Consider the following 24,700-nt stretch of genomic DNA (forward strand, 5'->3'; position numbering starts at 1 on the left):
GAAGCATGAAAAAGCAATGCCGCAAGATTTTTTGCAGCATTGCTTTTTTTATTGAAACTTGAATTCAGTTGTACTTTGATAATTGTTTGATTGAACTTCTAAGATAATCGGAATACGTTGTTTAAGCTCGCTGACATGAGAAATAATTCCGACCATACGTCCTGATATTTTAATATTCAGCAATGTATCGAGTGCTGTTTCTAATGTTTCTTGATCAAGCGTGCCGAAACCTTCGTCGATAAAGATAGATTCTAACGTAATACCGCCTGATTCTTGCTGAACTACTTCACTTAACCCTAATGCCAATGCTAATGCAGCTTGGAAAGATTCTCCGCCGGACAGTGTTCCGATTGGACGCGCCTTATTCGAATGCATATCAAAGACTTCGATGTCTAAGCCGCTGTATCCTTTCCCGACAGCTTCGCTTCTGACAAGTTTATAGCGATTATTGGTCATTTGATAAAAGCGCAGGTTCGCATTTTGAATAATTAAATTCAAATAATGAATCAATACATAGTTCTCTAACGTCAATTTTTGATCATTTTTACCAGATAGTATTTCAGACAGACGGAAGATTTCTTCTTGTTCTTCTAATTCTTGTTGAAGCGTTGTGATTTCTTGTTTCAATTCTTTAAATTGTTTTACATTCGTTTCCATTTTGAATTCATGGTTGTTAACCAGACGAACATATTCATTTAATTGAGTTTTCGCTTCACTGACTTGTGCTTCTATTGTTTCTAAATCTGGTTTTTCTTGCTGATTCACTCTTTTTTGCAACGTTTCGATGTGACTTGAAAGTTGAATTTGCTTTTTACGGAATGCCTCGACTTCCTCCTCAATCTCATCTTTTTGATCCATTTGTTCTAATACTACTTTGACCGCTTCAGGCGACGCTATTCCCAGCGTTTTCATTTCTGCTTTTGATTGAGCTTGCAGCTCTGTCATATGTGTATCATTCTCTTTGATTTGTTCTTGAACATTTGTCTGAGAATGCTGAAGTAATTCTGCTTGTTGACGCAACTCACGCAATTTTTGTGTATGTGTTTCAAGTGCAGTTTCATACGCTTTGACTTTTTGTTCTTTCTCTTCGTAATCTAATTTGAATGCATGCGTTGTTTTATATTGTGTTTGTGTTTCGAATGTTTGAATCAACTCTTCTAATCGACTAAGTTCTGAACGTTTATCTTTCAGTGCTAATTTCAGTGATTGCACTTCTTCATTGATTTTAGTCTGTCTTTGAATTAATGCTTCAATCGCTTTATTGCGTTTTTCTTGCTCTGTTTTTTTAGTCTCAGCTGCTTGATATTTTTCCTCTAATTCAGGAATCGATTTGATTTCTTTTGCACTGTCTTGTTGTTCAAACTTCTCGATTTCCTGCTGCTCAATCGCAGCTTTCGTTTTTAATTCCGCTGCTTCAGACTTGATTTCATCTCTTTGCTGTTGAAGCTGATTTAATTGCTCGCGATGCGCACGTAACTGCTCATAATCTACATGGTCTGATAACGATTCGATTTCATTTCCGCAAATCGGACATTTATCTCCAGGTTCTAACATAGATTGCAGCTTTTTTATCATTGCTTCTTGATTGTCTAATTCTAAATGATGTGTATTGAATTGATTAATCTCCGCTTCTAAATTTTCAAGCTTTTGATGATTAGATGTTAATGATTTTTCCAATTGCTGTTTCTTTTGCTTTCTGGCTTCATACTGCTCAACTTCTGTTTGGTACTGTTTAGTCTCTTTGATATCATTTTGCAGTTCAAACAGCACTTTAGTTAATTGATTGACTTGATCGTAATCCGGCTTTTCATCTTTGCTTTCTTTACGAATCGACTCAAGTTCTGTTTCTTTTGTTTCAAGATTTTTTTGATGATCTTCAACCTTTTCTTTTACTTCTTCAATTTCTTGATATGCTGCTGTGAATTGTTTTAAGTTGCGATAGAAATATTGTGTTTCACTGATAAACCCTTTTTCTTTTTCATACGATGCTTCTTGCTTTTTTAAGTTATCCAATTTTTCTTGTTCGCTTTGAAGTGCATTATCATTTTCTTTGATTTTTGCGTTTAAGTCTTCAGCATTTTGAATGAGTTTATTATGCTTTTGTTGCGCAGTATCTAATGATTTCAAAATTTGATGCAGCGGTCTTACCTCTCTAAGTTGTTTCACTAATTGTTCTAATTGTGTAATACGCTGTGCATCTTCATTGAGTTTATGATATTCTGCTTGAACCTTTTTTAATGCTTCGATATCTTGATCGAGTTCTTGTGCTTTTCGATAAGTACTTTCAACTTTATTGAACTGCTGTTCTTTTTCTTCTTTTTGTTTTTTCAATGTTTCTAACAATGTTTGCGCTTTTTCTTTAAATTGAGGCATCAAAGTTAAAAGCTTATCTGTCTGCATACTTGGTGTTGTTTTCAGTTCTTGCAGTAGTGCGTCATCGAAATCTTCTACATCATTCCAAAGCTGGTCAATCGTTTGATAACGCAATTCGATTTGATGTTTTTCTTCTTTGATTTCTTCATACAATTGTTTTTGCAGCTGTTCAAAACGCACAGTATTAAAGAGCGTACGTAAAATGGTTTGCTTCTCCGAACTTTTTGAGAAGAGGAATTTTTTAAATTCACCTTGCGGTAAAATGAAAAGCTGTCTGAATTGACTCGCATTCACCCCTAATAATTCTTTAAGGTACGTCTTGCCTTGTTTCACACGGCTTTCAATTAATTCAAAGTCATCGTTGACCCATTCAAAAATTCTTGCATCGCCGCCGGTTTCTGTTTTGTTCCCTTCTTTGATAAATGAAGGTTGGCGTATTACTTTAAAAATTCTGTCCTTTAGTTGGAAGGTAAACTCTACTACCATCGGTGCATCTCCATCCGCAAAATGGCTTCTGAAGTCTTTGCTTTTTCTGGTTTCAAGTGAACCTTCATCGAATAACGCAAACACAATAGCATCGAAAATCATTGATTTGCCTGATCCTGTTTTACCGCTGATTAAAAACAGCTCATTGCCCTCAAGCTCGGTAAAATCAATCGTTTCGTCTAAGAAAGGTCCGAAGTTTTTCAAATGCAGTTTTAATGGTCTCATGCTTCGCCGCCTCCTATCATACGATCTAACAATGCATTGATTTTATTCACTTGTACTTCGCTTAATTTATTTTGAGTCATATTAGAATAAAAGTCTTCAATGATTTCTTGATCTGTCATTTTCTTGATTTCTTTTTGTTCGTACGTACTAGTAAATGTTTGCGATTCATTGGTTAATGACAAGACATTTGGGTAAATTTGTTTTAAATTCAGCATCGGGTCATTGATATGCGATAAGTTGGTTAAGTTGAAGTGAATATAGTTGTTGTTATTTTTTACTTCTAGTCTTTCTTGAATCGCATCTTCATAAGTGCCTTGAATGACTTCTAATTGACGTAATGGTTGAAGCGGCACAAAAGTACTTTTAATATTCCCGGTGTCGTCTATATTTACAACACGATAGCCTTTAGATTGATTCGTTTCAGAGAAGGAGTATTGCAATAATGACCCGCTGTAAAAGACAAAGTCAGATTGAATACTGAAAGGATGATGCAAATGCCCTAACATAACAGAATCGAATTGCTTCATAAAGTTTTGCGGAACTTGTTCTACAGTACCAATTGATAAATGACGTTCAGAATCAGAAGTAATTCCGCCTGCTACTGTGAGATGCCCGACTAAAATATTCGTTTGTTCTTTATTCAGCTGTTCAGACATACGTCTTAAGCAGCATTCAATGCCTTGTTCATAAGTTTGAATGTCTTCATCTTTAAAGAAATGCTGCAGCTCTCCTATCGTCGCATAAGGCAAGGTATAAAAATTAACACCGTTGATTGTTATCGGCTCGTACATAGATTCAAGACTGGTACGGATATATAGATTGCTGTGTTCAAACCAATTCGAACCGTAATTCAAACGTGTTCTGCCATCATGATTTCCGCTGATAATCACTATAGGCAGGCACATTTTCAGGTTTAACTCTGCTATAGTTGCTTCTAATAATTTCACTGTTTCCTTATTAGGCGTGGAATTGTCGTACAAATCACCCGCAATCACAATGGCATCTGGTTCTTCTTTTTTCATCGCTTCAATAAATTGATTCAGAATATAACGTTGATCTTCTAAAAAGGACTGTCCGTTTAATATTTTGCCTAAATGCCAATCGGCCGTATGTATTATTTTCATTGAATCACCTCTTGCATAAAGTATAATATGAAACGCCTTTCTCATTATAGAGAAAAGGCGCACAATGTTTATTTTTTATAAAGTTTTTGAAAAAGAGAGAATGTATATATCATCCCTGCAATAATTGCTCCGATAATACCTAAGACATGTTTTAACTTCATTATAATCACCTTTCCTTCTTTTTGTTTTACCCCAAAAAAAGTAAACGACGCCTTTCAATTTTATTGAAAAACATCGTTTATCACTTTTATCCTGCAATTTCTCTTTTCAACTTTTTATATTTCAATAACATCGCGATTCTCCAAGGTACAATCATTGAAAAGGCAAGCAAGAAGAACATGCCGGCAAGTTGACCTGGATGAATCTGACTGCTGATGACAATCTTCATAACAGTTCTGATGATTAATAATGTAATTAAAATAATCGGAAACGCTTTTGAACGTTTCATATATATATTTGAGCCCTTCACCTCAAAGCGAGAAGTCCAAATCAGTACGGTTGAAAACAAAACCCCTACAATCATAGATTCAAGGATTTCCATACCTGTTAATCTAAAATAAGGCACAACAAACATTAAAGCACCCGTAGACATAAATATTGGCGGTAAAATGAGTTTCTTCTCATTGACTGGAAACTTTTGCGCCTTCATTCTCACTATGATTACGGCAGCGCCCATTAAAAATGCTATACCGATGGAAAATATAAGATATAACACAGTGACACCTTCTTTTCGTCATTAAGTATATTCATAGAAATCATTTTATAGTATATCATTGCACATACGAAATGCCATACAAAATGATTAAAATATGTAAATCCTTCCAGTATTTGCTTTACTATAAAACAAAAGAAAGCCGTATGTTCAACCCACACAGCTTTCTTATTACAGATACTTTTATTTCATTTTTTGATCCATGTTTTTGTTCATCATCGTCATCATTTGATTGATTTTCTTTTGAGATGGTTTTTGGCCCATTTGCATCATCATCATACGTAACATCTCTTCGTTAATCGGAGGGTTCTTTTTAAGATAATCCATCATATACTTTCTCGCTAAGAAGAAACCACCTACTAAACCGATGATTAGTGCAGCAATGATTAATAGAATTGCTATCCAAGTTGCCATTGTCTCACCCACTTTCTTTATCCTTTAGCATTTTACTAAAATAACTTTATCATTTCAAGTTGTATTTTAACTATGACTGACTCTATTCACAAGAAAAAGAGCTATTCCAAGCTCCATTAAAACATGATTATTAATAACTGTTTTAATTACCGGAATAGCTCTTTCGTTTATTGCACTATAAAATTTTATAGATTGTTTAATAATTTTAATACGTTTTCTTTAGTGAAGCCGTATTTTTCAACAACTAAACCGCCTGGTGCACTTGCGCCGAAACGATCGATTCCAAGTACTTCGCCTTGTAAACCGACATATTTGTGCCAACCTAATGAAGAAGCCATTTCCACTGCTAAACGTTTTGTGATTGTTGGAGGAATTACTTCATCTTGGTAAGATTTAGGTTGTTGTTCGAATGCGTGCCAGTTCGGCATAGATACGACACGAATTGAATTGCCGTTATCCGCAAATGTTTTAGCAGCTTCTACTGCTAAGCTTACTTCTGAACCAGAAGCTAATACAAGGTATTCTGGGTTTTCATCAGATTCGTAAACAACATATGCACCTTTACGTACACCTTCTTCGACTGTTTCTTTTGAAACATCTAATACTGGAAGGTTTTGACGTGTTAATACTAATGAAGTCGGTGTTTGTTCGCTTTCTAAAGCAACTTCCCAAGCAACGCGAGTTTCGTTGCCGTCTGCTGGACGGATAACGTTCATGTTAGGGATTGCACGTAAACCTGGTAATTGTTCAACCGGTTCGTGTGTTGGACCATCTTCACCTACAGCAATAGAGTCGTGAGTAAAGATGAATGTTGAGTTAAGACCCATGATAGCTGAAAGTCTTAATGCTGGTTTTAAATAGTCGCTGAATACGAAGAATGTTGCACCGTAAGGATTAACACCGCCGTGTGCAGCCATACCGTTAACAGCAGCAGCCATCGCAAATTCTCTTACACCGAACCAGATGTTTTTACCTTCTGGTGTATTGCGATCATAATCTGATGCATCTTTAACGTTAGATTTGTTTGAACCAGCTAAGTCTGCTGAACCGCCGAAGAATGAAGGTACAGATTTGCTTAATGCTTGAATAACTTCACCAGAATCAGCACGTGTTGCACTTTCTGAACCTACTTCAAATTCAGGTAATTCTGCTTCGTAATTATCTGGTAATTTACCAGCAATTGCGTCTTTGAATTCTTGAGCTAACTCAGGATATTCTTTTGAATATTTTTCAACTAATGCTTTCCAAGCATCTTCATTTTCATTTGCACGTTTCAACATTGTTTCGTTGAATACGTCATAAACTTCATCTGGAACGTAGAAACGTTTTTCAGGATCAAGTTTATAGTTTTCTAAAGTTAAAGTACGTTCATCTTCACCAAGCGGTGCACCATGTACGCCATGTGTACCTGATTTGTTAGGTGAACCGTAACCAATCACTGTTTTCACTTCAATCATTGTTGGTCCGTTTTGTTCTTTAGCTTTTTCAATTGCGTTATTGATTTCGTCTAAGTCATTGCCGTCTTTAACTAAGATATGGTTCCAACCATATGCTTCAAAACGTTTTTTGATGTCTTCTGAGAAAGCTTTATCTAAGTCGCCGTCTAATGAGATATCATTTGAATCGTAAAGTACGATTAATTTATCTAATTGCAAGTGGCCTGCTAATGAAGCCGCTTCATGTGAAATACCTTCCATTAAGTCACCATCAGAAGCTAACACATAAGTGTAATGGTTAACGACTTCTGCGTCCGGTTTATTGAATTTGCCGGCTAAGTGGTTTTCAGCCATTGCCATACCAACTGACATTGCTAAACCTTGTCCTAATGGACCTGTTGTTACTTCAACACCTTGTGTATGTCTGAACTCTGGGTGTCCTGGTGTTTTAGAATCCCATTGTCTGAATTGTTTTAATTCCTCTAATTCTAAGCTTCCAGATACATGCAGCAAGCTGTAAAGCAATGCTGAACCATGTCCTGCAGATAAAATAAATCTGTCTCTGTTGAAATATTCATTTGAATTAGGATTGAAATTCAAATGACGTGTCCATAATGTGTACGCCATTGGTGCAGCACCCATAGGTAATCCAGGGTGACCAGAATTTGCTTTTTCAATTGCATCAATACTTAATGCTCTGATTGTATTAATTGCAAGGTCGTCTCTTTTATCGAACATCAATATAACTTCCTTTCTATACAGCATGATTTTATGCCATTATACATTATATTCTCGGCTTTTCACATTGATTGTTCTTATGAAATCGCTATCAAATAAAATATGATGAAAAATCTTCAAATATAACAAAAAATGAGCTCTCAGAACATAGGTATTTTGTTCTAAAAGCTCTTATTCATAGTTTAATATAATTTAAATTATTTTCTTTTATTTTGCTCACGTTGTACTTGTTTTAATTTTTCAGGTGTTACATCGTTTCCTTCTGGATCTAACACTTTTGTATTTTCAATTTGCTGTTTGAAACCTTCACGGAAAGTTTCCAAATATTTTTGATGCAATTCTGCTCTTTCTTTTGCTTCTTCTTTAGTTAAGCCTTCAGCTTTTTTCTTTTTAGAAAGTTCATTAATTCTATTAATAGTTTCTTTATGTTGATCTGCCATATTCTTGACCTCCATTAGTCTGATGATTATTCATATTAGCAAATAATTGTTTAAAACAAAATGAATATGCTTGTTTAACTTTTCCCGAATGCGTCGCTTTTACACAATGAATAACAAGAAAATGATATGACAATTTTATGAATTACTATTTATTTATCGAACAGCTGCAACAATAGGTTTGCTGTTCTGTTCGTCTTTTTCTATATATTGCTGTTCTTGTTCGGCTTTTTGTTCTGTTTTAGCTGAAAGTGTATGATCCGTCATTTCGTACACTTGTTCCTGATTCCCTGACTGCTCTGCTCCGATTAAAAACGCTGAAACCAACATGAAAGACATTAACAATACTGCTGTGTATAGTAAAAAACTCGTTTGATATTTCTTAATCATAATTGAACACCCCTAGAACATTTGTTTGTATAAACACAATATCAGAACGACTGTTCGGTGTCAACACTTTTACGAACAAATGTTTGTAAAGATATTTTTAACATGCTATAATAAGAACAAATTAGAAGAGGATGTGCATATATATGACTGAACTTACGAAGCGTCAAAGCGAAATTTATGAATATATTAAATCAGTAGTTCAAACAAAAGGTTATCCGCCTAGTGTCAGAGAAATCGGTGAAGCTGTAGGATTAGCATCAAGCTCTACAGTTCATGGCCACTTATCACGTTTGGAAAGCAAAGGTTATATCCGACGCGACCCTACAAAACCAAGAGCAATTGAAATTGTAAGCGATCAAATAGAAGATTCTGCAGAAATCGAAGGTACTATTCATGTTCCTGTCATCGGTAAAGTTACTGCCGGCATTCCAATTACAGCAGTTGAAAATGTTGAAGAGTACTTCCCATTACCAGAACACTTTACTTCAACGCACAACAGCGACATATTTATTTTGAATGTTGTCGGTGACAGTATGATTGAAGCAGGTATTTTAGATGGAGATAAAGTAATTGTCAGAAGCCAGACAATTGCAGAAAACGGCGACATTATTGTTGCTATGACTGAAGATGATGAAGCAACAGTAAAACGATTCTATAAAGAAAAACACCGTTATAGACTGCAACCTGAAAACAGCACAATGGATCCGATTTACCTTGAACATGTAACAGTATTAGGCAAAGTTGTCGGCCTATTTAGAGAACTATAAGCTGTCGCTTCTGTTCATAGGCATATCATCTCTTCTTAATTATTGTTCGTGATTAAATGAATAAATCTAATCTTTTTTAAATATAAGCATGCCTTAGTGTCCTCAACTTATAGACATTAAGGCGTGCTTTTTTGCTATTCTATATTATGTTTTTACTTTCTTTAACATATTAAGCTTTGTATACTGCTAAAAGAGGCCAAAAAGAAAAGTAAGCAATTAATCTCATCTATATTTTCTTGCTGGTTTCATAGTTTGATATTTATATAAATCGAGAATTCTCTTATAATGAATATAAGTATAACTTTAGGAGTGAAATGAAAATGGACTTACTATACAAAGGTAAAACGAAAGATGTATATCAAGACAAAGATGGTGAAGTTGTTTTATTCTTCAAAGATGATATGACTGGTAAAGACGGAGTGTTTGATCCAGGTGAAAACCAAGTAGGATTGACTGTCGAAGGTTCAGGAAAAGCTGGATTGAAAATGACAAGCTATTTCTTCGAAAAAATTAACGCTGCAGGTATTCCAACTCATTATATTGATTCTGACCTTGATGAACGCCAAATGCGCGTTAAAAAAGTATCAGTGTTCGGTAATGGATTAGAAGTCATTTGCAGATATCGTGCTGTCGGTTCTTTCATCCGCAGATATGGCGACTATATTGAAGACGGTGCACCACTTAACGGTTATGTTGAAATGACTTTAAAAGATGACGAACGACAAGATCCTCTTATCAACAAAGCAGCTCTTGAAGCCCTAAATATTTTAAAACCCGGCGAATATGATGAAATTGCTGATTTAACAGTTAAAATTTCTGACATCATTAAAGATGAACTCGCACAAAAAGGTTTAGAGTTATACGATATTAAATTAGAGTTCGGTCGCGATGAAGCAACTGGCGAAGTATTGCTTATTGATGAAATTTCTGGAGGCAACATGCGTGTCTTTGATAAAGACGGTAAATACATTGAACCGTTAGAATTCGGAAACTACCTATTTTAATTTAAAAAAATGCCGGAATTGAAAATTTCAGTTCCGGCATTTTATTTATTAAATAGACTTTATGAATGCGATATACTGTTTGGTCCCCTCGAGCAAATCATCATAACTCGCATGATTTACAGTGCCATACTGCGCAAAGTATCCCTTATATTTAGCCCCTATATAATTAAAAGTCGCAATGAATGGCGATAACAATGTTTCTAATGCAAATCCATTCGAACCTTCTTTAGAATAATCTTCTTCTAAACTGCCTACTGTCGTCGCAATCGCAAACTTTTTATTATGAAGTTTCGTTCCTTCTGGACCATACGCAAAATTATATAAGAACACTTCATCCAGATACTGTTTTAATAATGGCGGACTACTATACCAATAGAGAGGAAATTGGAACACAATTGTATCATAATTCAATAACCTTTCTTGTTCGCGCGACACATCAATTTTGCTGTCAGGATACAGTCCATATAATTCAACCATATCAATCTGTTCACTAACCACAGCATCTTTCCACATACGATTCACTACTGAGTGCTTCATATCCGGATGTGTAATGATTACTAATGTATGCATAATAACGCCCCTTTGAATTAAGTTATAATACATAAAACATGACTATTTCATCGACTATAATTACAATATACACTACCTTATCAGCTTATTCATTATTAATAATACTGACACAACATGAGATCAACAATAATTTTTCCATAAAAAAACTGTTAACCACAGTTACAATTTGTGATTAACAGTTCATCCATTATTTTGCCTCTTTTATCTCTTCAGCTAACTTATCACTATATCCAAAGAACCAAGTTAAAACAAAGGCTGTCGCAAACGAAATAACTAGCACTAATAAATAAAGTGGTAATTGGCCTATATCTTTTAAGAATAATAAGATACCTGGCAGTACAGTAATTGCCATACCTGATGCTTTCAGATGGAATAGCGCTGCGAAGAAACCACCAACAGCACCTCCGATCAAACCACAAACAAATGGTTTAAAGTAACGTAAGTTTACACCAAAGATAGCTGGTTCCGTAATTCCTAACAAAGCCGAAAATGCAGAAGGTAGTGCTAAAGCTTTTAATTTTGCTTTTTTCGTTTTAAGTCCTACTGCCACTGCTGCTGCAGCTTGTGCTGTCATAGCGGCTGAAATAATCGGGTTAAATTCGTTGTAATGGAATTTTTCTAATAGTTGAATTTCCATGAAGTTGAAAATGTGATGTACACCTGTAACTACAATAATTTGTTGGAAGAAACCGATTAATAAGCCTGCAATGCCGAATGGTAACGCAAGTACCCATTCAGTTCCAGACAAAATAATTGTTTCAATAGAATGGAACACAGGACCAATTACAAATAATCCTAAAGTAATCATCACAAGCAATACTAAGAAAGGTGTCACAATTAAATCAATAGCATCTGGAATACGCTTTCTTAAAGCTTTCTCGAATTTAGCACCAATCAAACCAACAAAGAATGCTGGCAATACAGAACCTTGATAACCGACGATTGGAATGAAACCGAAGAATTTAATAGCTTCTGCTGAACCATCGCCTACTTGATAAGCATTTGGTAACGCAGGGTTCACAAGCATGAGACCTAAAACAATACCCAAAACCGGGCTGCCGCCAAAGACTTTAAAAGCACTCCATGCAACTAAAGCAGGCAGAAATGCAAAGGCCGTATCTGTCAATACTTGCGTAAATAAGATAAAGTTCTGCGGTACATCTTTAGCAGTCAAGCCCATCCAGCTTAAAATCTGATCGTTCATCACAACACCGCGTAATCCCATAAACAGTCCTGTCGCAACTAATACAGGGATAATCGGTACGAACACATCACCAAACACACGAATTGCACGTTGGAAAGCATTGCCTTGTTTTGCTCCAGCTTCTTTAACCTCTGATTTTGAGCTGCCGTCTACACCTAATTTTGTAATTTCATTATATATCTTGTTGACGGTACCGGTTCCAAAAATAATTTGAAATTGACCAGAGTTGTAGAAAGCACCCTTTGCTTTTTCAACTGCTTCTACTTGTGCTTGATCCACCTTTTCTTTATCTTTTACCATAATTCTCAGTCTTGTCGCACAATGGGCTAGTGATTGGATATTTTCCTCTCCACCTACTGCTTGAATAACCGCTTCTGCTATTTTTTTATCACTCATTACTTTTCACCTCTCATAAACTTAATCGTTTGTGCTATCGTGGGTAAACTCTCAATTGCGCCGTATGCAGTTGTTGTTAATGCACCAACCGCATTCGCAAATCTTAAGAACTCTTGACTCCCTTCAAACAGCTTTCTTTTGCCTTGGGTCAATATTTGATAGTTGATTGCACCTATAAAAGCATCACCAGCTCCTGTTGTATCTACAACTTCAACTTTAAAGCCTGGCTGTTGTTCAGTTAAACCATCTTTAGTATAAAGTGCTGCACCTGCTTTGCCTTCAGTGTAAATCACCGCTTCAACATTGCCTTTAAACAAAGATGCAATTGCCTTTTCTTTGTCTTTGATACGCGTAATAAATTCTAATTCTTCATCTGAAATTTTAACGATATGTGCTTTAGGTATAAATTCTAATACGGTATGATGCAGCGCCTCTAAATCATTCCAAAGCGGGAAACGCAAATTGGGATCAAAGACAACAGTTCCTTTTGCTTCTAGCATACGGTCTATTAATACACGATGTGTCTCTTTCATCGGACAATCCACTAAATCAACTGAACAAAAATGCAAAATATCTGTCTCATCAAATAATAAATCTGTTAATTGGTCAGCATTAAGCAACATATCAGCTGAAGGCTTTCGATAAAACGCAAAGTCTCTTTCGCCTTCTGCAGTTAAGCTGACAAATGCCAAAGCAGTATTGGCTTTTGATGTATGCTTTAAGAATTGTGTATCAACCCCGACATCCGTCAGTTTTTCTTCAATTTTCTCACCGAAGGCATCATCACCGACTTGTGTTATTATCGCAGCATTACCGCCTAATTTGGCTGTACAGCTGGCAACGTTTGTTGGTGCCCCGCCGACTTGCGGTGAAAAATGAGCAACTTCTTTTAGTTTTGCGTCACGTTCACTAGGGATAACATCGATTAATGCTTCTCCTACTGCATATAATTTATTCATGATTTCCCTCTTTTCAATTCATATTGTTTCATCTTTAATCCCACTGTACCTGAGTGCGCTGAAAATTTGCATTGCTGATAAGGCGTTGTTGGGAATAATCGCGTCGTCATCACATGTGTCCCCTCATTGATAAAGATTTCCATACTTGATACATCTATAAAAATCTTTAATTCTTTTAACGGCTGATCTAAACAAATACTTCTCGTCTGATCATCTTGATTGCTGGGTAGTTCTCCGCTTAGACGTCTGTTTAATTCTAATACAGCCGAATTTTTGTCATACGTAATTTCCACAACTTCTTCATCATAATTAGAAAATGCAATCTTCAATGTATCTGCTTTAAATGCATTGATTGAAATATTTACTTCCGTCCGACTGGGCTGAATCAAATCTACAGTTGTTAGTTTGTCGTTAATCTCAAGCTTTGTTTCGTTGCTTTTTCTGCGCAGTTTTTCAACATCTGAGTGTACCATCTGTATTATTTTATCCTCTTTAACTTTCAACACTCTCGGTAAAGTCAGACAATGTGCCCAATTATAAACATCTGTAGGGTATGTAATATCTGGTAAGCCCATCCAGCCGATTAATACACGTTCGCCTTCTTTAGATAGTGTAGTTTGAGGCGCATAAAAATCAAAGCCATGATCTAACTCTATAAAACCGTTATGACTCATTTCTAATGTCTCAATATTAAAATCTCCAACTAAATAACCAGATTGATAAATATTTCGATAATTCATACCATCAGCTTCTAACCCTTGCGGACAGAAAATCAATACATCTTTATTATCCAATTTAAACAAGTCTGGACATTCCCACATATATCCGAAATCTGATAATCCAGTTTGTATTTCACCGAGCAAATTAAAGTTAAAATCTGCATCGCTCTGATAAATTAACGCACGCCCTGCTTTTTGTGTTGTTTGTGCACCAATCACAAAATAATAACGTTCTTGTTCTTTCCATACCTTCGGATCTCGAAAATGGTCTGTATAACCACACGGCGGTCCTTCGACGATTGGCTGCTTATCCATCACCTGAAAGTCATCATTAAGTGTCGCATACATTTGATATGGGACACGCTTCCAATCTTTAGTTCTGTGATTCCCTGTATAAAATAAAAACAATTGGTTATCAATTTCGATACTAGAACCGCTGTAAGCACCATGAGAATCATAAGTTGTATCAGGATAAACAGCAGGACCTATATTTTTAAAATGAATTAAATCATCAGAAGCAACATGATACCAATATTTCAAGCCATGGACAGGACCTAATGGATACCACTGATAAAATAAATGATATTGACCTTTATAATAGATAAAACCGTTCGGATCGTTCAATAATCCTGAAACAGGTTGAACATGATAACTTTGTCGCCATGGCGAATGTTTCACTTGTTCAGACATATGTTCAAATGCTTCATTTGAAATTGAAGATAAACCTCGATATCTGGCTTCTCTCGTCCATTCCACATAATCACTCCTTCCGTTTTATTGGAACCGGTTCCAAAATGTTGTATAAGTAAAACGCTCTCATAAACATTTTACTCATTGCTCTCAGAGAAGTCAATACTGTTATTTTTTATAAATTCAAAATCCATTACTTCCAACTGCTCAATCGTATCTCCATTGATAATGCGTATTAAATTCTGCGCTGCTTTTTCACCCGTATGTTTATAGGGAAAACTGATTGTCGCAAGTGAAGGCGTGACAATTGCTGTTGTATTGTAACCGCCGAATCCTGCTATAGAGAGTTGTTTTGGGACTTGAATATTCTGCTGGTATGCCGCTTTCAGCGTACCTAATGCAATATTATCTGTAGCGCAAATCAGTGCATCATATTGTGTTACTAGCTGGTCCGCTGCTTTAACCGCTTGTTGTAAATCAAAGGTAGTGTAATGAACATCAGGAATTTGATTGTAGTGTTGAAGACCTGTTAACACACCTTTTTTTCTTTCGATTCCTACTGCCTTATCATATTCATCTACACCTACATAAGCAATGTGCTTAAAATTCTGCTTACCGAAAATTTCTCCCATCATGCGACCTGCTTCAAAATCATTTTGTATAACTGAAGGCACATGCGCATCAGATTGTCCTATCAATACTACAGGTGCTTTTATGTTTTGAATTGCTTCAATATGCTGTTTAGTAATTTGTGTCGCAATTAATAAAATACCATCTACTTTATTTTTACTTAATGTATATAGCGCTTCTATTTCTTGTTCAATACTTTGACTCGTATTAACAATAAGCGTCTGATATTTCACTTCGCGCAAATAAGTATCTGCCCCTTCAAGAATTTGGTTTGCTGCATATGAATCAAGTCTTGGGATAATTGCACCGATCATAAAAGTTCGTTTTGCTTTTAACGATTGTGCAAACTGATTAGGAGAATAGCCAGTAGTCTGTACAATTTTATCTATTTTATCTTTTGTTTTCTGACTGACAGATCCCCCGTTTAAATAGCGGGAAACGGTGCTTTTCGACACTTTCGCCATCGCGGCAATATCTGAAATGTTCATGACCAACCTCCATACTGTTCCATTTCAAACTCAATTATTATCTATTATAATACTTATCTTAACGTTCTGCTTGTGCTTATTATAATCATCACACAAACAGCTAATCAATAGTTTCAGAGTATACCCCCTTTGCCATTCTTATATAAAAAAGACAGAACCTCTGTGTATTAACAGAAATTCTGTCTTCATTTACTTTTGCTAACTTGTATAATTTTCAGTCCAAAATGGTTGTCTGTCTTCATTAAAGTCGACACCCACACCTAAGTTTTTAAATCCTGACTGTAAAATATTTTTTCTATGTCCTTCTGAGTTCATTAATCCTTCGTGTGCAAAGATACTGTTCTGATGTCCGTACGCTAAGTTTTCACCTGCACTGTTATAATCAATGCCGTCTTTTTTCATACGATCAAAGGGAGACTCTCCTTTAGGGTTTGTATGATCAAAGTAATGATGGTCTGCCATATCTTTACTATGTTTTCTCGCAGTATTCGAAATAGCATCACTGTATTTCAGAACTGACAATCCTTTTTGAACTCGTTCTGCATTTACTAAATCAAAGTTTTGCATTTCAAAGCCGTATGTTAAAGAAGTGGATGGCGCACCATATTGTTTAGTGAGTCGATTTTCCATTTCTTTGCTGATTTGCATAATACCTGTTACTTGATTATTTTCATGCTTATCATAAAAGACTGTCGTATAAATACCATCTTTATCGAACGTATCGTACTCATCGCTTTCGATTTGATATTTATAATTACCTTTGGTCATAGATGTAATCGGATCGCCTAAACGGCTTCTGACAGCAGTTTTAGGTGATCCGTATTTAATCTTCGACTTAGAAGAGATTACATTCTGGTTGCTGTAGATACCGTTAACTTTGCCGTCGATATAACTCACCATGACAAATGATTGATAATCATCGTGGTAAGCGTACCATTTCAAACCATATTCATTTGAAGTCACACGTTCAGGTTTTCCAAGTTGTTGTTCAACTTCTGATTGTGTCATATTCATTTGTATGTTCCTGAATGCAAATTCTTGCTTATCAGGAACTTTCAACGGCTCTTTAGAAATACTTTCGCTTGCGGCTAATGCTTGAATCTTAGCTTTAGTTTGATTTTGCAAATCTATCATAAAAGATGTTTCTTTTATAGGAATACATAATGCCAAAAGCAAGAAAACAAATGAAAAACCAAATACTCTTTTAATCGCCTACACCTCCAGGCAATATCTTAGTCTCTGTCACCGTTAAAAATAGAATTTCTAACAATAACATAATCTACTTTTCTTAATGAACCTAAATCATTGCCTCCGGCGTATGAAATAGAACTTTGCAAGTCTTGCTGCATTTCTTTCAACGTATCTGCTAATGTTCCTTTATGTTCTACAAACATCTTTTTGCCTTCAACATTTTTGCGTTCGCCTTTTTGATATTCTGAAGCACTGCCGAAATATTCTTTATATAACTTGCCGTCAAGCTCAACAGTTTCACCTGGTGATTCTTCATGCGCTGCAAATAATGATCCAATCATAACCATTGATGCACCAAAACGAATAGATTTAGCGATATCGCCGTGTGTACGGATACCGCCGTCAGCAATAATCGGTTTGCGTGCTGCCTTACTGCAATGATTGATAGCAGCTAATTGCCAGCCGCCTGTACCAAATCCTGTTTTGATTTTAGTGATACATACACGACCAGGTCCGATACCCACTTTAGTCGCATCTGCACCTGCATTTTCTAATTCTCTAACACCTTCAGGTGTGCCTACATTACCAGCAATGACAAATGATTCAGGTAAGTATGATTTTAAGTGCTTAATCATTTTTATGACTTGATCGGAATGACCATGTGCAATGTCAATTGTAATATATTCAGGTTTTAAACCTTCTTTTGCAATTTCTTTTACAAATTCATATTCATTATCTTTCACACCTACAGAGATAGAAGCAAATAATCCTTGATCTTGCATCTTTTTAATAAAAGGAATACGTGCTGCTTCATCAAAACGGTGCATGATATAAAAGTAATCATTCTCCGCAAACCATTCAGCCAATTTTTCATTCATAACTGTCTGCATATTTGCTGGAACAACCGGCATTTTAAATTTACGCGGTCCGAATTGTATGCTTGTATCACATTCTGAACGGCTTTTTACAATACATTTATTAGGAATCAATTGTACGTCTTCGTAGTCAAATATTTTCATATATAACACCTTGCCCTTATTGTTTGCTTATTATCAAAAGTCCAACATACATCATACTACTTCACAAATAAATTTGCCATTAAGAACATTGTAAAATAAAAATGTAAATATTATATAGAAAAGAGGCACCTCATAATATATGAAGGCACCCCTTAAAATTATTCATAAAATATCGTTAGTTTAATGGTTTTCCAAGTATATTTTCGACCATGCAATTAACTACTGATTGTAATTTCATTTAAATAACCATTGTGGTCAAAGAATGCGGTATAAGACCCTGCTTGTGTCGCATATTTAACATATGTTCCATCGCCATTACCTAATTTTCCTTCATTTAGAATCGTATTGGATTGATGTGCTTGTTTAAACACTGCTTTGGTTACACTGTTGGGTTTAGTAAAAAATGTGAGCTGTACCACTTGATTATTCGTATTAAGCTGTACTGAAGTATCATATACACGTTTAGAATAAGCAAAATTATTCACAGCATTAGGGTTTACTTTGTAACCATCAATTGTGACATTGTCGTATTTTAAAGCACGAACAAAATTATAATCTTGCGTAAATGAAGCATCATAAGTTGTATAGCCATTATAATTGTACCAAGGTGTCACACTGCTCAATTGAGTCGTATCAGCTTTACGATTAGCATCTAAAGTACCCGAACCGCCTTCACCATGTCCCCATTTTTGAGTTTGCTCTGCTGCTTTTGCATCTGTATTATTCGTCGTGACATGTGTTGCCGAAGTTCCTAAGACAAGTGTCGATATAACAAGCGTTGCAATACTTAACTTACTTGTTCTAAGCATAATACATCACTCCTTATAATATAGTCGTGTCCCAAAAACAATGTAAATGTACACTTTTAGTATATACATAATTATAAAATTCCGCAAAACATATCATTGAAAAATTGCAAAAAAAAGAACACATTTCAATGAAGAAATGTGTACCTTAAATGTTATCGTCGTTAAATTATCGAATTACCAGCTTGCTTTTCTTACGCCTGGAATTTGACCTTTATGTGCGTGGTCTCTGAAAGCAATACGTGACATTTCGAATTTTCTCATTACACCACGTGGTCTTCCAGTAACTTTACATCTGCGAGTTAAACGAGTTGGTGATGAATCTCTTGGTAATTTTCTTAATGCTTCGTAGTCACCTTTAGCTTTTAACTCTTGACGTTTAGCGTAATATTTAGCAACGAGTTCTTCTCGTTTTTGTTCTTTAACAACTTTAGATTTTTTTGCCATTAAAGTTCCTGCCTTTCTTTATAGTAATAGTTCATAATCGTAATTATTACGATTTATATCATAACACAAATTGGAGCTTTATCAATACTTTTTGCTCATTTTTTAGGCAAAGTTATTTACTAATCGGAAGTTTTTCTATAAAATAGAATACATTGAGCTTATGTTGCTTATTTTTAAACAATCTTGCACGAAATGCATGATTATGGTAAATTTAAGTGCGTAAGTATTGCTAATAACTTAATAGAAAGGGTGTCTACATTGCGCGTAAACGTAACTTTAGCTTGCACAGAATGCGGCGATCGTAATTATATTACTACTAAAAACAAACGTAACAATCCTGAACGTATCGAAATGAAAAAATACTGCCCAAGATTGAACAAATATACATTACACCGCGAAACTAAATAATGTATTGAAACTACGATAGTGAACTTGCCTATTTTTAAGGTAACGTTCACTTTTTTTATTGAATGTTTCCAATATACACCTCACATTTATATTTGTCTATGGTACAAAAGCTAAGTATTTACCCTATTTCTAATAATGAGTGCATATTTTCTGAATTTTTTAAAAATATTCGCTTTAAAGTGCTAAATTCCATTGATTAGTTGTCAGAAAACTATTAGAATAGAGTACATATATTTTAATTTAAAGATTAGAGGTAACGCATATGGATGAAAACAAAATGAATCGAGGACTCAGTTCTCGCCATATATCAATGATTGCAATCGGGGGTGCAATCGGTACAGGTCTCTTTATCGCAATGGGCGGCGTCATTTCCCAAGCAGGACCTGGCGGTGCGATTGCAGCGTATTTAATCATTGGTGTTATGTTATATTTCTTAATGTCATCAGTCGGAGAACTTGGCAACCTTTTACCCTGTATCAGGTTCCTTCAGTTCCTATTCAACACGATTCGTTGACCCTTCCCTTGGCTTTACAGTCGGTTGGTTATACTGGATCATGTGGACACTTGTTACAAGCGTAGATGTCATTATCGCATCAAACGTATTATACTATTGGGACACATTCAAGTTCTTCTCTCCACTTACTTGGAGTTTAATATTTATTACATTCTTACTATTATTGAATATCTTTACGGTAAGAGCCTTCGGTGAAGCGGAATTCTGGTTGGCAGCGATTAAAGTCGTTACGATTATCGTTTTCATCGTTGTAGGTATATTAACTATTTTCGGTATTCTTGGCGGCCATACGTATGGTTTCAAAAACTTCACAATCGGTGAAGCACCATTTGTAGGCGGTATTGCTGGATTCTTAAGCGTTCTGTTGATAGCCGGATTCTCCGTCGGTGGAACGGAAATCGTCGCAGTCACAGCTGGTGAATCAGATGACCCTAAAAAATCAATGCCAAGTGCAATTAAATCTGTATTCTGGAGAATTTTATTATTCTACGTACTATCAATCGCGGTCATTTCAGCAATTTTACCTTATAATGAACCGTTATTACTTAACAAAAGCGAATCCGTTACACAAAGTCCATTTACGATAGTGTTTGACAGAGTCGGCATCGCTTTTGCGGCATCTGTAATCAATGCGGTTATTTTAACGTCATTATTATCAGCCGCAAACTCTGGTATCTATTCAACAAGCCGTATGCTGTTCTCACTCAGCACAGACAGACAAGCACCGAAGTTCTTAAGCTATTTGCACGGTAAAACAAAATTGCCTATTGCTGCGATTTTGACGAACTTTATTATCGTAGTCGCAGTAATTATTTTAGCGAACTTCCATCCTAATGCTATCTTTGCATTGCTTGGTATTATCGGACAACTTGTTATTTTCGTATGGGCAGCCGCAATCTTTTCTCAAATTCGATTGCGCAGCGGTTTAAAAGCACAAGGCATAGATGTCAATGGACGGTTGCCTTATAAATCACCGTTGTATCCGTTTGGACCTATTTTAGTTTTATCAATACTTGTTTTCTTATTAGTCGGCGGATCATTCGACAACATCGTTCATTTGAAAGTCGGAGGATTAATTAAAGACTTCGCACCGATTGTCGTACTCTTCATTATTTTCATTGTGCATAAAATCGTTAAGAAAACAAAACCTGTTAAATTAAAAGAAATGGATGTAAGAAGTTTCGAAGAATTTAATAAAGTAAAATAATACTTTCACACTGACAGATTGGCTTTTGCCAATCTGTTTTTTTATTCATTCTTCTCTCTTTAAAGATTTTACCGACTATAGATATGTAGTATAATAAGAGTAATAAGAAGATCAGAAATTGAGGTGTTGCAACTTGGTAGGACAAACAAATTTATTTGACGATGTATTAAAAGAAGATGAACGCTTTGTCATCGTAGTTCAATCTCTTGAAGAAAAACATGGGAGACTCGTTAAACGTACTTTAAGAGAATATCCAAGCTTAGAGCATGATCAAATGGTACCTCTGTTTGAACACTTAAAAGATGTCTATCTGAGCGAGCCATTTGAAACTGGGCAATCTGCCTTTATCATCACAGTCTATACTAACCTAGACTACTCTGCAGACAATATTTATGCATTGGTTAAACGCAACCACGGCATGCATGAATGGACACACACAGCAAAATAAACGCACGCAAATAAAGGATACTATCTGCCCGATAGTATCCTTTATTGCATTTATAGTAATTCTTTTAGCGCATGGACAATACCGTCTGAATTATTGTCTAACGTCACAAAATCAGCAATTTCTTTTAATTCATCTCTTGCATTACCCATCGCAACAGCACAACCCGCTTCTTTCAGCATAGAATAATCATTCATACTGTCTCCGAACGCAATCGTTTTCGAAATTGGAATTCCTTCTTTTTCGCATAACGCATGCAATGCATTACCTTTAGAAACACCATGCGGAATGAATTCGATAAAGAACGGCTTACTTGTTGTTACATCGATTTTCGAACTGAATGAATCGCCTAACTCACTCATAATTTCATTTACATGCGGTACATAATCTACACCGAGCACTTTAGCTACAGGGTTTTGAATAAAGTCTTTCAAATCCTCTACTTTGTGCATCGGCAATCCTGTCAACTCGGATTCGATATTCATGTATTCATGCGTGCCGTCATAAACAATATGGCCATCATGGTAAGTTAAAGCAAAGATGTTTTGTGCTCTGCAAAAATCAATAATTTTATCAAAATCTGCTTTAGATACACTAGTTTCATCTTCCAGTTCTCCGTCTTGCACACGTGTCGTACGGCTGCCGTTAAAACTGATAACATAGCTTTCATGTTCATTCAGCTTTAAGTCTCTTGCAATCGGAAGCATACCTTCTGTAGGACGTCCTGAGGCCAATACTACACGGTAGCCTTGTTCTTGCAACTGAATTAAATAGTCTGCTGTGATCGGACTGACTTCATTCTCAGAATTGAGTAAAGTATCATCCATATCCATTACAATCATTTCATATTTACGCATTTGATGTTTCATGCTCCTTTCAAGCTATTCCCATCAAATTATACATTACTTTGTCATTATTCATAGACTTTTTCAACTATAATCCCGCTTTTATTCACTGAAATTAATTCTGATTCGCAATCTGGCAGTTCTTTATTTAAACGTCTTACTAATTTACCGCTTTTTGACGGATCAATCAGTGTTAAAATTGTCGGACCTGCCCCACTGATAACTGTCGCATAAGAATGATATTCTCTGCCGACTGCTTTCACATGTTTGAATTCCGGAATTAATTCTTGACGATAAGGTTCATGGAACCCGTCCATTTCCATCAGCATACCGGCTAATTGATAATCATGCTGCATCAAAGCACTCAGCATCGTGTTGCTGATGGCGCTGTATTGCACCGCTTGAGAATGCTCAAATGTTTTCGGCAGCACTTGTCTTGAATCATGTGTTTTCAATTCATATTTTGGAATCGTAATAACTAAATTGACATAAGGAGGCTCAATCGACGAAATAAATGTTTGTTTCGTGTCATGGTTATAAAAACCTGCAATCATACCTCCATAGATTACCGGCGCTACGTTATCTGGATGTCCTTCTATTTCTGTTGCCGCTTCAACCATCTCAAACTCTGACAGCTGCAGATGTCCAAAGAAATCTGCTAAATAAATTCCTGCTACTAAAGCAGAAGCCGAGGACCCTAGTCCTCGAGCTAATGGTATTTCACTGCGCATTGTTACGCTTAACGGCGGAACGTGCACATCAAACTTTTTTTCTAAAAACTGAACGACCTGATAGATTAAGTGGTTGCGATCTGTAGGCAAACCATTTAAATTATCGCCTTTATGATGAAAATGCCATTCATTATCATCGCTCAGCTTAGCATCTACGTACAAAAATTTATTTAATGCCAGACCAATCGAATCAAAACCTACGCCTAAGTTGGCAGTAGAAGCGGGAACTTTAAGTTTTAAACTTTCTCCCATTAATGCATTGCTCCTTTGATGTATTTAATAATGCTTTCTTTATCATTTGGTAATGATTGAATTGGATTATCTAATAATGAAATTGCTGTATCAGGGTCTTTTAATCCATTACCTGTTAAGACAGCAGTAACTGTAATGCCTTGCGGTAATTTTCCTGCTCTGTGCAGTTTGATTAAACCGGCAATTGAAGCATTACTTGCAGGTTCAGCGAATACTCCTTCTTTAGAAGCTAATAATTGGTAAGCTTCTAAAATTTCTTCATCTGTCACACTATCGATTAAACCGTCTGATTCTTTTAATGCAGTCACAGCTTTATCCCAGCTTGCAGGGTTTCCGATACGAATTGCAGTCGCAACGGTTTCAGGGTTTTTGATGACTTTATTTTGAACAATCGGTGATGCCCCTTCAGCTTGGAAACCGAATAATTTAGGCAAGCCTGTTTGACGTTTGTCGTTGAATTCTTTAAACCCTTTCCAATAAGCAGTAATGTTGCCGGCATTTCCGACTGGAATAGCTAATACGTCCGGTGCTTTACCGCCTAATTGATCGACTACTTCGAATGCACCTGTTTTTTGACCTTCAATACGATATGGATTGATTGAGTTGACTAACTCGATATCGCCACCTTCTCTGGCAACTTCTTTTACAATTTCAAGTGCTTCATCGAAGTTGCCTTCAATAGAAACAATTTCCGCACCGTACATTACTGCTTGAGACAATTTGCCTAAAGCAATTTTACCTTCAGGAATTACGACGATTGCTTTTAAACCAGAACGTGCCGCATAGGCTGCAGCTGCAGCTGAAGTGTTTCCTGTAGAAGCGCAAATCACTACTTTTTTGCCCTCTTCTTTAGCTTTAGTTACTGCCATTACCATACCGCGGTCTTTGAATGAACCTGTAGGATTGGCACCTTCGAATTTAACAAATAAATTAATACCTAACATTTCCGATAATGTGTCGCAATGAATCAACGGCGTATGGCCTTCATTTAAAGTTACATTCGGTGTATTTTCATTGACTGGGAGATATTCTTTATACTCTTGTACTAAACCTTGCCATCTTTTCATATTTAA

Annotated in this window: 23 protein-coding genes and 1 pseudogene; 5 read left to right on the plus strand and 19 right to left on the minus strand. The window is 35.9% G+C overall.

Annotated elements, in window-relative coordinates; genetic code table 11:
* Nucleotides 1-48 precede the first annotated feature (48 nt).
* From sbcC to sosA, 7 genes are all read right to left on the minus strand, one after another.
* A complete protein-coding gene (sbcC, locus tag DVJ99_RS05190; RefSeq protein ID WP_114603419.1) occupies nt 49-3,084 on the minus strand; it encodes an exonuclease subunit SbcC in 3,036 nt (1,011 codons plus the stop codon).
* Complete coding sequence (gene sbcD, locus DVJ99_RS05195) at nt 3,081-4,208, minus strand: exonuclease subunit SbcD (protein WP_114603420.1); 1,128 nt, start codon at nt 4,206-4,208, stop codon at nt 3,081-3,083. The genes sbcC and sbcD overlap by 4 nt, the downstream gene beginning before the upstream one ends.
* A 247-nt stretch (nt 4,209-4,455) precedes the next feature.
* Nucleotides 4,456-4,923 (minus strand): CcdC family protein, encoded by a 468-nt coding sequence (locus tag DVJ99_RS05200; protein WP_114603421.1) that lies wholly within the window; start codon nt 4,921-4,923, stop codon nt 4,456-4,458.
* A 180-nt stretch (nt 4,924-5,103) separates the two neighbouring features.
* Nucleotides 5,104-5,334: a YneF family protein gene (locus tag DVJ99_RS05205; protein ID WP_023015255.1), complete on the minus strand. Its 231-nt coding sequence runs from the start codon at nt 5,332-5,334 to the stop codon at nt 5,104-5,106.
* Nucleotides 5,335-5,519: 185 nt separating this feature from the next.
* Nucleotides 5,520-7,508, minus strand: a complete 1,989-nt coding sequence (gene tkt, locus DVJ99_RS05210) for a transketolase (RefSeq protein WP_114603422.1) — start codon at nt 7,506-7,508, stop codon at nt 5,520-5,522.
* Between the two features lie 197 nt (nt 7,509-7,705).
* Entirely contained in the window at nt 7,706-7,948 is a 243-nt protein-coding gene (locus tag DVJ99_RS05215) for a DUF896 domain-containing protein (protein ID WP_105992878.1), read from the minus strand.
* Between the two features lie 153 nt (nt 7,949-8,101).
* Complete coding sequence (gene sosA / locus DVJ99_RS05220) at nt 8,102-8,335, minus strand: DNA damage-induced cell division inhibitor SosA (protein WP_105992879.1); 234 nt, start codon at nt 8,333-8,335, stop codon at nt 8,102-8,104.
* Nucleotides 8,336-8,478: 143 nt separating this feature from the next.
* Here sosA and lexA point away from each other — a divergent pair, with 143 nt between their 5' ends.
* Together lexA and DVJ99_RS05230 are read left to right on the plus strand one after the other, a co-directional pair.
* Nucleotides 8,479-9,102, plus strand: a complete 624-nt coding sequence (gene lexA / locus DVJ99_RS05225) for a transcriptional repressor LexA (RefSeq protein ID WP_114603423.1) — start codon at nt 8,479-8,481, stop codon at nt 9,100-9,102.
* Between the two features lie 320 nt (nt 9,103-9,422).
* Complete coding sequence (locus DVJ99_RS05230; RefSeq protein WP_105992881.1) at nt 9,423-10,106, plus strand: phosphoribosylaminoimidazolesuccinocarboxamide synthase; 684 nt, start codon at nt 9,423-9,425, stop codon at nt 10,104-10,106.
* Between the two features lie 48 nt (nt 10,107-10,154).
* On the opposite strand, the gene DVJ99_RS05235 is transcribed toward DVJ99_RS05230, so the two are convergent.
* The 9 genes from DVJ99_RS05235 to rpsN all read right to left on the minus strand — a co-directional run bounded on the left by DVJ99_RS05235 (nt 10,155) and on the right by rpsN (nt 19,225).
* Nucleotides 10,155-10,676: an NAD(P)H-dependent oxidoreductase gene (locus DVJ99_RS05235; protein WP_162912138.1), complete on the minus strand. Its 522-nt coding sequence runs from the start codon at nt 10,674-10,676 to the stop codon at nt 10,155-10,157.
* A 187-nt stretch (nt 10,677-10,863) separates the two neighbouring features.
* Nucleotides 10,864-12,276: a sucrose-specific PTS transporter subunit IIBC gene (locus DVJ99_RS05240; RefSeq protein WP_114603425.1), complete on the minus strand. Its 1,413-nt coding sequence runs from the start codon at nt 12,274-12,276 to the stop codon at nt 10,864-10,866.
* Nucleotides 12,276-13,235, minus strand: a complete 960-nt coding sequence (locus DVJ99_RS05245) for a carbohydrate kinase family protein (RefSeq protein ID WP_114603426.1) — start codon at nt 13,233-13,235, stop codon at nt 12,276-12,278. Before DVJ99_RS05245 ends, DVJ99_RS05240 begins: the two co-directional genes overlap by 1 nt.
* Nucleotides 13,232-14,710, minus strand: coding sequence for a sucrose-6-phosphate hydrolase (locus DVJ99_RS05250; RefSeq protein ID WP_114603427.1), 1,479 nt, complete (start codon nt 14,708-14,710; stop codon nt 13,232-13,234). Before DVJ99_RS05250 ends, DVJ99_RS05245 begins: the two co-directional genes overlap by 4 nt.
* A 71-nt stretch (nt 14,711-14,781) precedes the next feature.
* Complete coding sequence (locus DVJ99_RS05255) at nt 14,782-15,762, minus strand: LacI family DNA-binding transcriptional regulator (protein ID WP_114603428.1); 981 nt, start codon at nt 15,760-15,762, stop codon at nt 14,782-14,784.
* A gap of 198 nt (nt 15,763-15,960) precedes the next feature.
* Nucleotides 15,961-16,896 carry a CAP domain-containing protein gene (locus DVJ99_RS05260; protein WP_205527047.1) on the minus strand — a complete coding sequence of 312 codons (936 nt, stop codon included), beginning with the start codon at nt 16,894-16,896 and terminating at the stop codon, nt 15,961-15,963.
* Nucleotides 16,897-16,994: 98 nt separating this feature from the next.
* Nucleotides 16,995-17,972 carry a GMP reductase gene (gene guaC / locus DVJ99_RS05265; protein WP_114603430.1) on the minus strand — a complete coding sequence of 326 codons (978 nt, stop codon included), beginning with the start codon at nt 17,970-17,972 and terminating at the stop codon, nt 16,995-16,997.
* Between the two features lie 215 nt (nt 17,973-18,187).
* Nucleotides 18,188-18,781 (minus strand): immunodominant staphylococcal antigen IsaB family protein, encoded by a 594-nt coding sequence (gene isaB / locus DVJ99_RS05270; RefSeq protein ID WP_114603431.1) that lies wholly within the window; start codon nt 18,779-18,781, stop codon nt 18,188-18,190.
* Nucleotides 18,782-18,955: 174 nt separating this feature from the next.
* On the minus strand, nt 18,956-19,225 hold the full coding sequence (gene rpsN, locus DVJ99_RS05275; protein WP_105992886.1) for a 30S ribosomal protein S14: 270 nt from the start codon (nt 19,223-19,225) through the stop codon (nt 18,956-18,958).
* Nucleotides 19,226-19,483: 258 nt separating this feature from the next.
* On the opposite strand from rpsN, the gene rpmG reads away from it, so the two are divergent.
* From rpmG to DVJ99_RS05290, 3 genes and pseudogenes are all read left to right on the plus strand, one after another.
* Nucleotides 19,484-19,633, plus strand: a complete 150-nt coding sequence (rpmG, locus tag DVJ99_RS05280; RefSeq protein WP_001265708.1) for a 50S ribosomal protein L33 — start codon at nt 19,484-19,486, stop codon at nt 19,631-19,633.
* Between the two features lie 262 nt (nt 19,634-19,895).
* Nucleotides 19,896-21,354 (plus strand): annotated as a pseudogene (locus DVJ99_RS05285) (amino acid permease).
* Nucleotides 21,355-21,487: 133 nt separating this feature from the next.
* Nucleotides 21,488-21,802, plus strand: a complete 315-nt coding sequence (locus DVJ99_RS05290) for a hypothetical protein (protein ID WP_105992888.1) — start codon at nt 21,488-21,490, stop codon at nt 21,800-21,802.
* A gap of 50 nt (nt 21,803-21,852) precedes the next feature.
* On the opposite strand, the gene DVJ99_RS05295 is transcribed toward DVJ99_RS05290, so the two are convergent.
* The 3 genes from DVJ99_RS05295 to thrC are packed head-to-tail and all read right to left on the minus strand — an operon-like array spanning nt 21,853 to nt 24,694.
* Nucleotides 21,853-22,656 carry a Cof-type HAD-IIB family hydrolase gene (locus DVJ99_RS05295; protein ID WP_114603432.1) on the minus strand — a complete coding sequence of 268 codons (804 nt, stop codon included), beginning with the start codon at nt 22,654-22,656 and terminating at the stop codon, nt 21,853-21,855.
* A gap of 56 nt (nt 22,657-22,712) precedes the next feature.
* Nucleotides 22,713-23,627, minus strand: a complete 915-nt coding sequence (gene thrB / locus DVJ99_RS05300; protein ID WP_114603433.1) for a homoserine kinase — start codon at nt 23,625-23,627, stop codon at nt 22,713-22,715.
* Nucleotides 23,627-24,694, minus strand: coding sequence for a threonine synthase (gene thrC / locus DVJ99_RS05305; protein WP_105992891.1), 1,068 nt, complete (start codon nt 24,692-24,694; stop codon nt 23,627-23,629). Before thrC ends, thrB begins: the two co-directional genes overlap by 1 nt.
* Between the last annotated feature and the right edge of the window lie 6 nt (nt 24,695-24,700).

The organism is Staphylococcus sp. EZ-P03 (assembly GCF_003344575.1).
In the GTDB taxonomy this organism is placed as follows: domain Bacteria; phylum Bacillota; class Bacilli; order Staphylococcales; family Staphylococcaceae; genus Staphylococcus; species Staphylococcus simulans_B.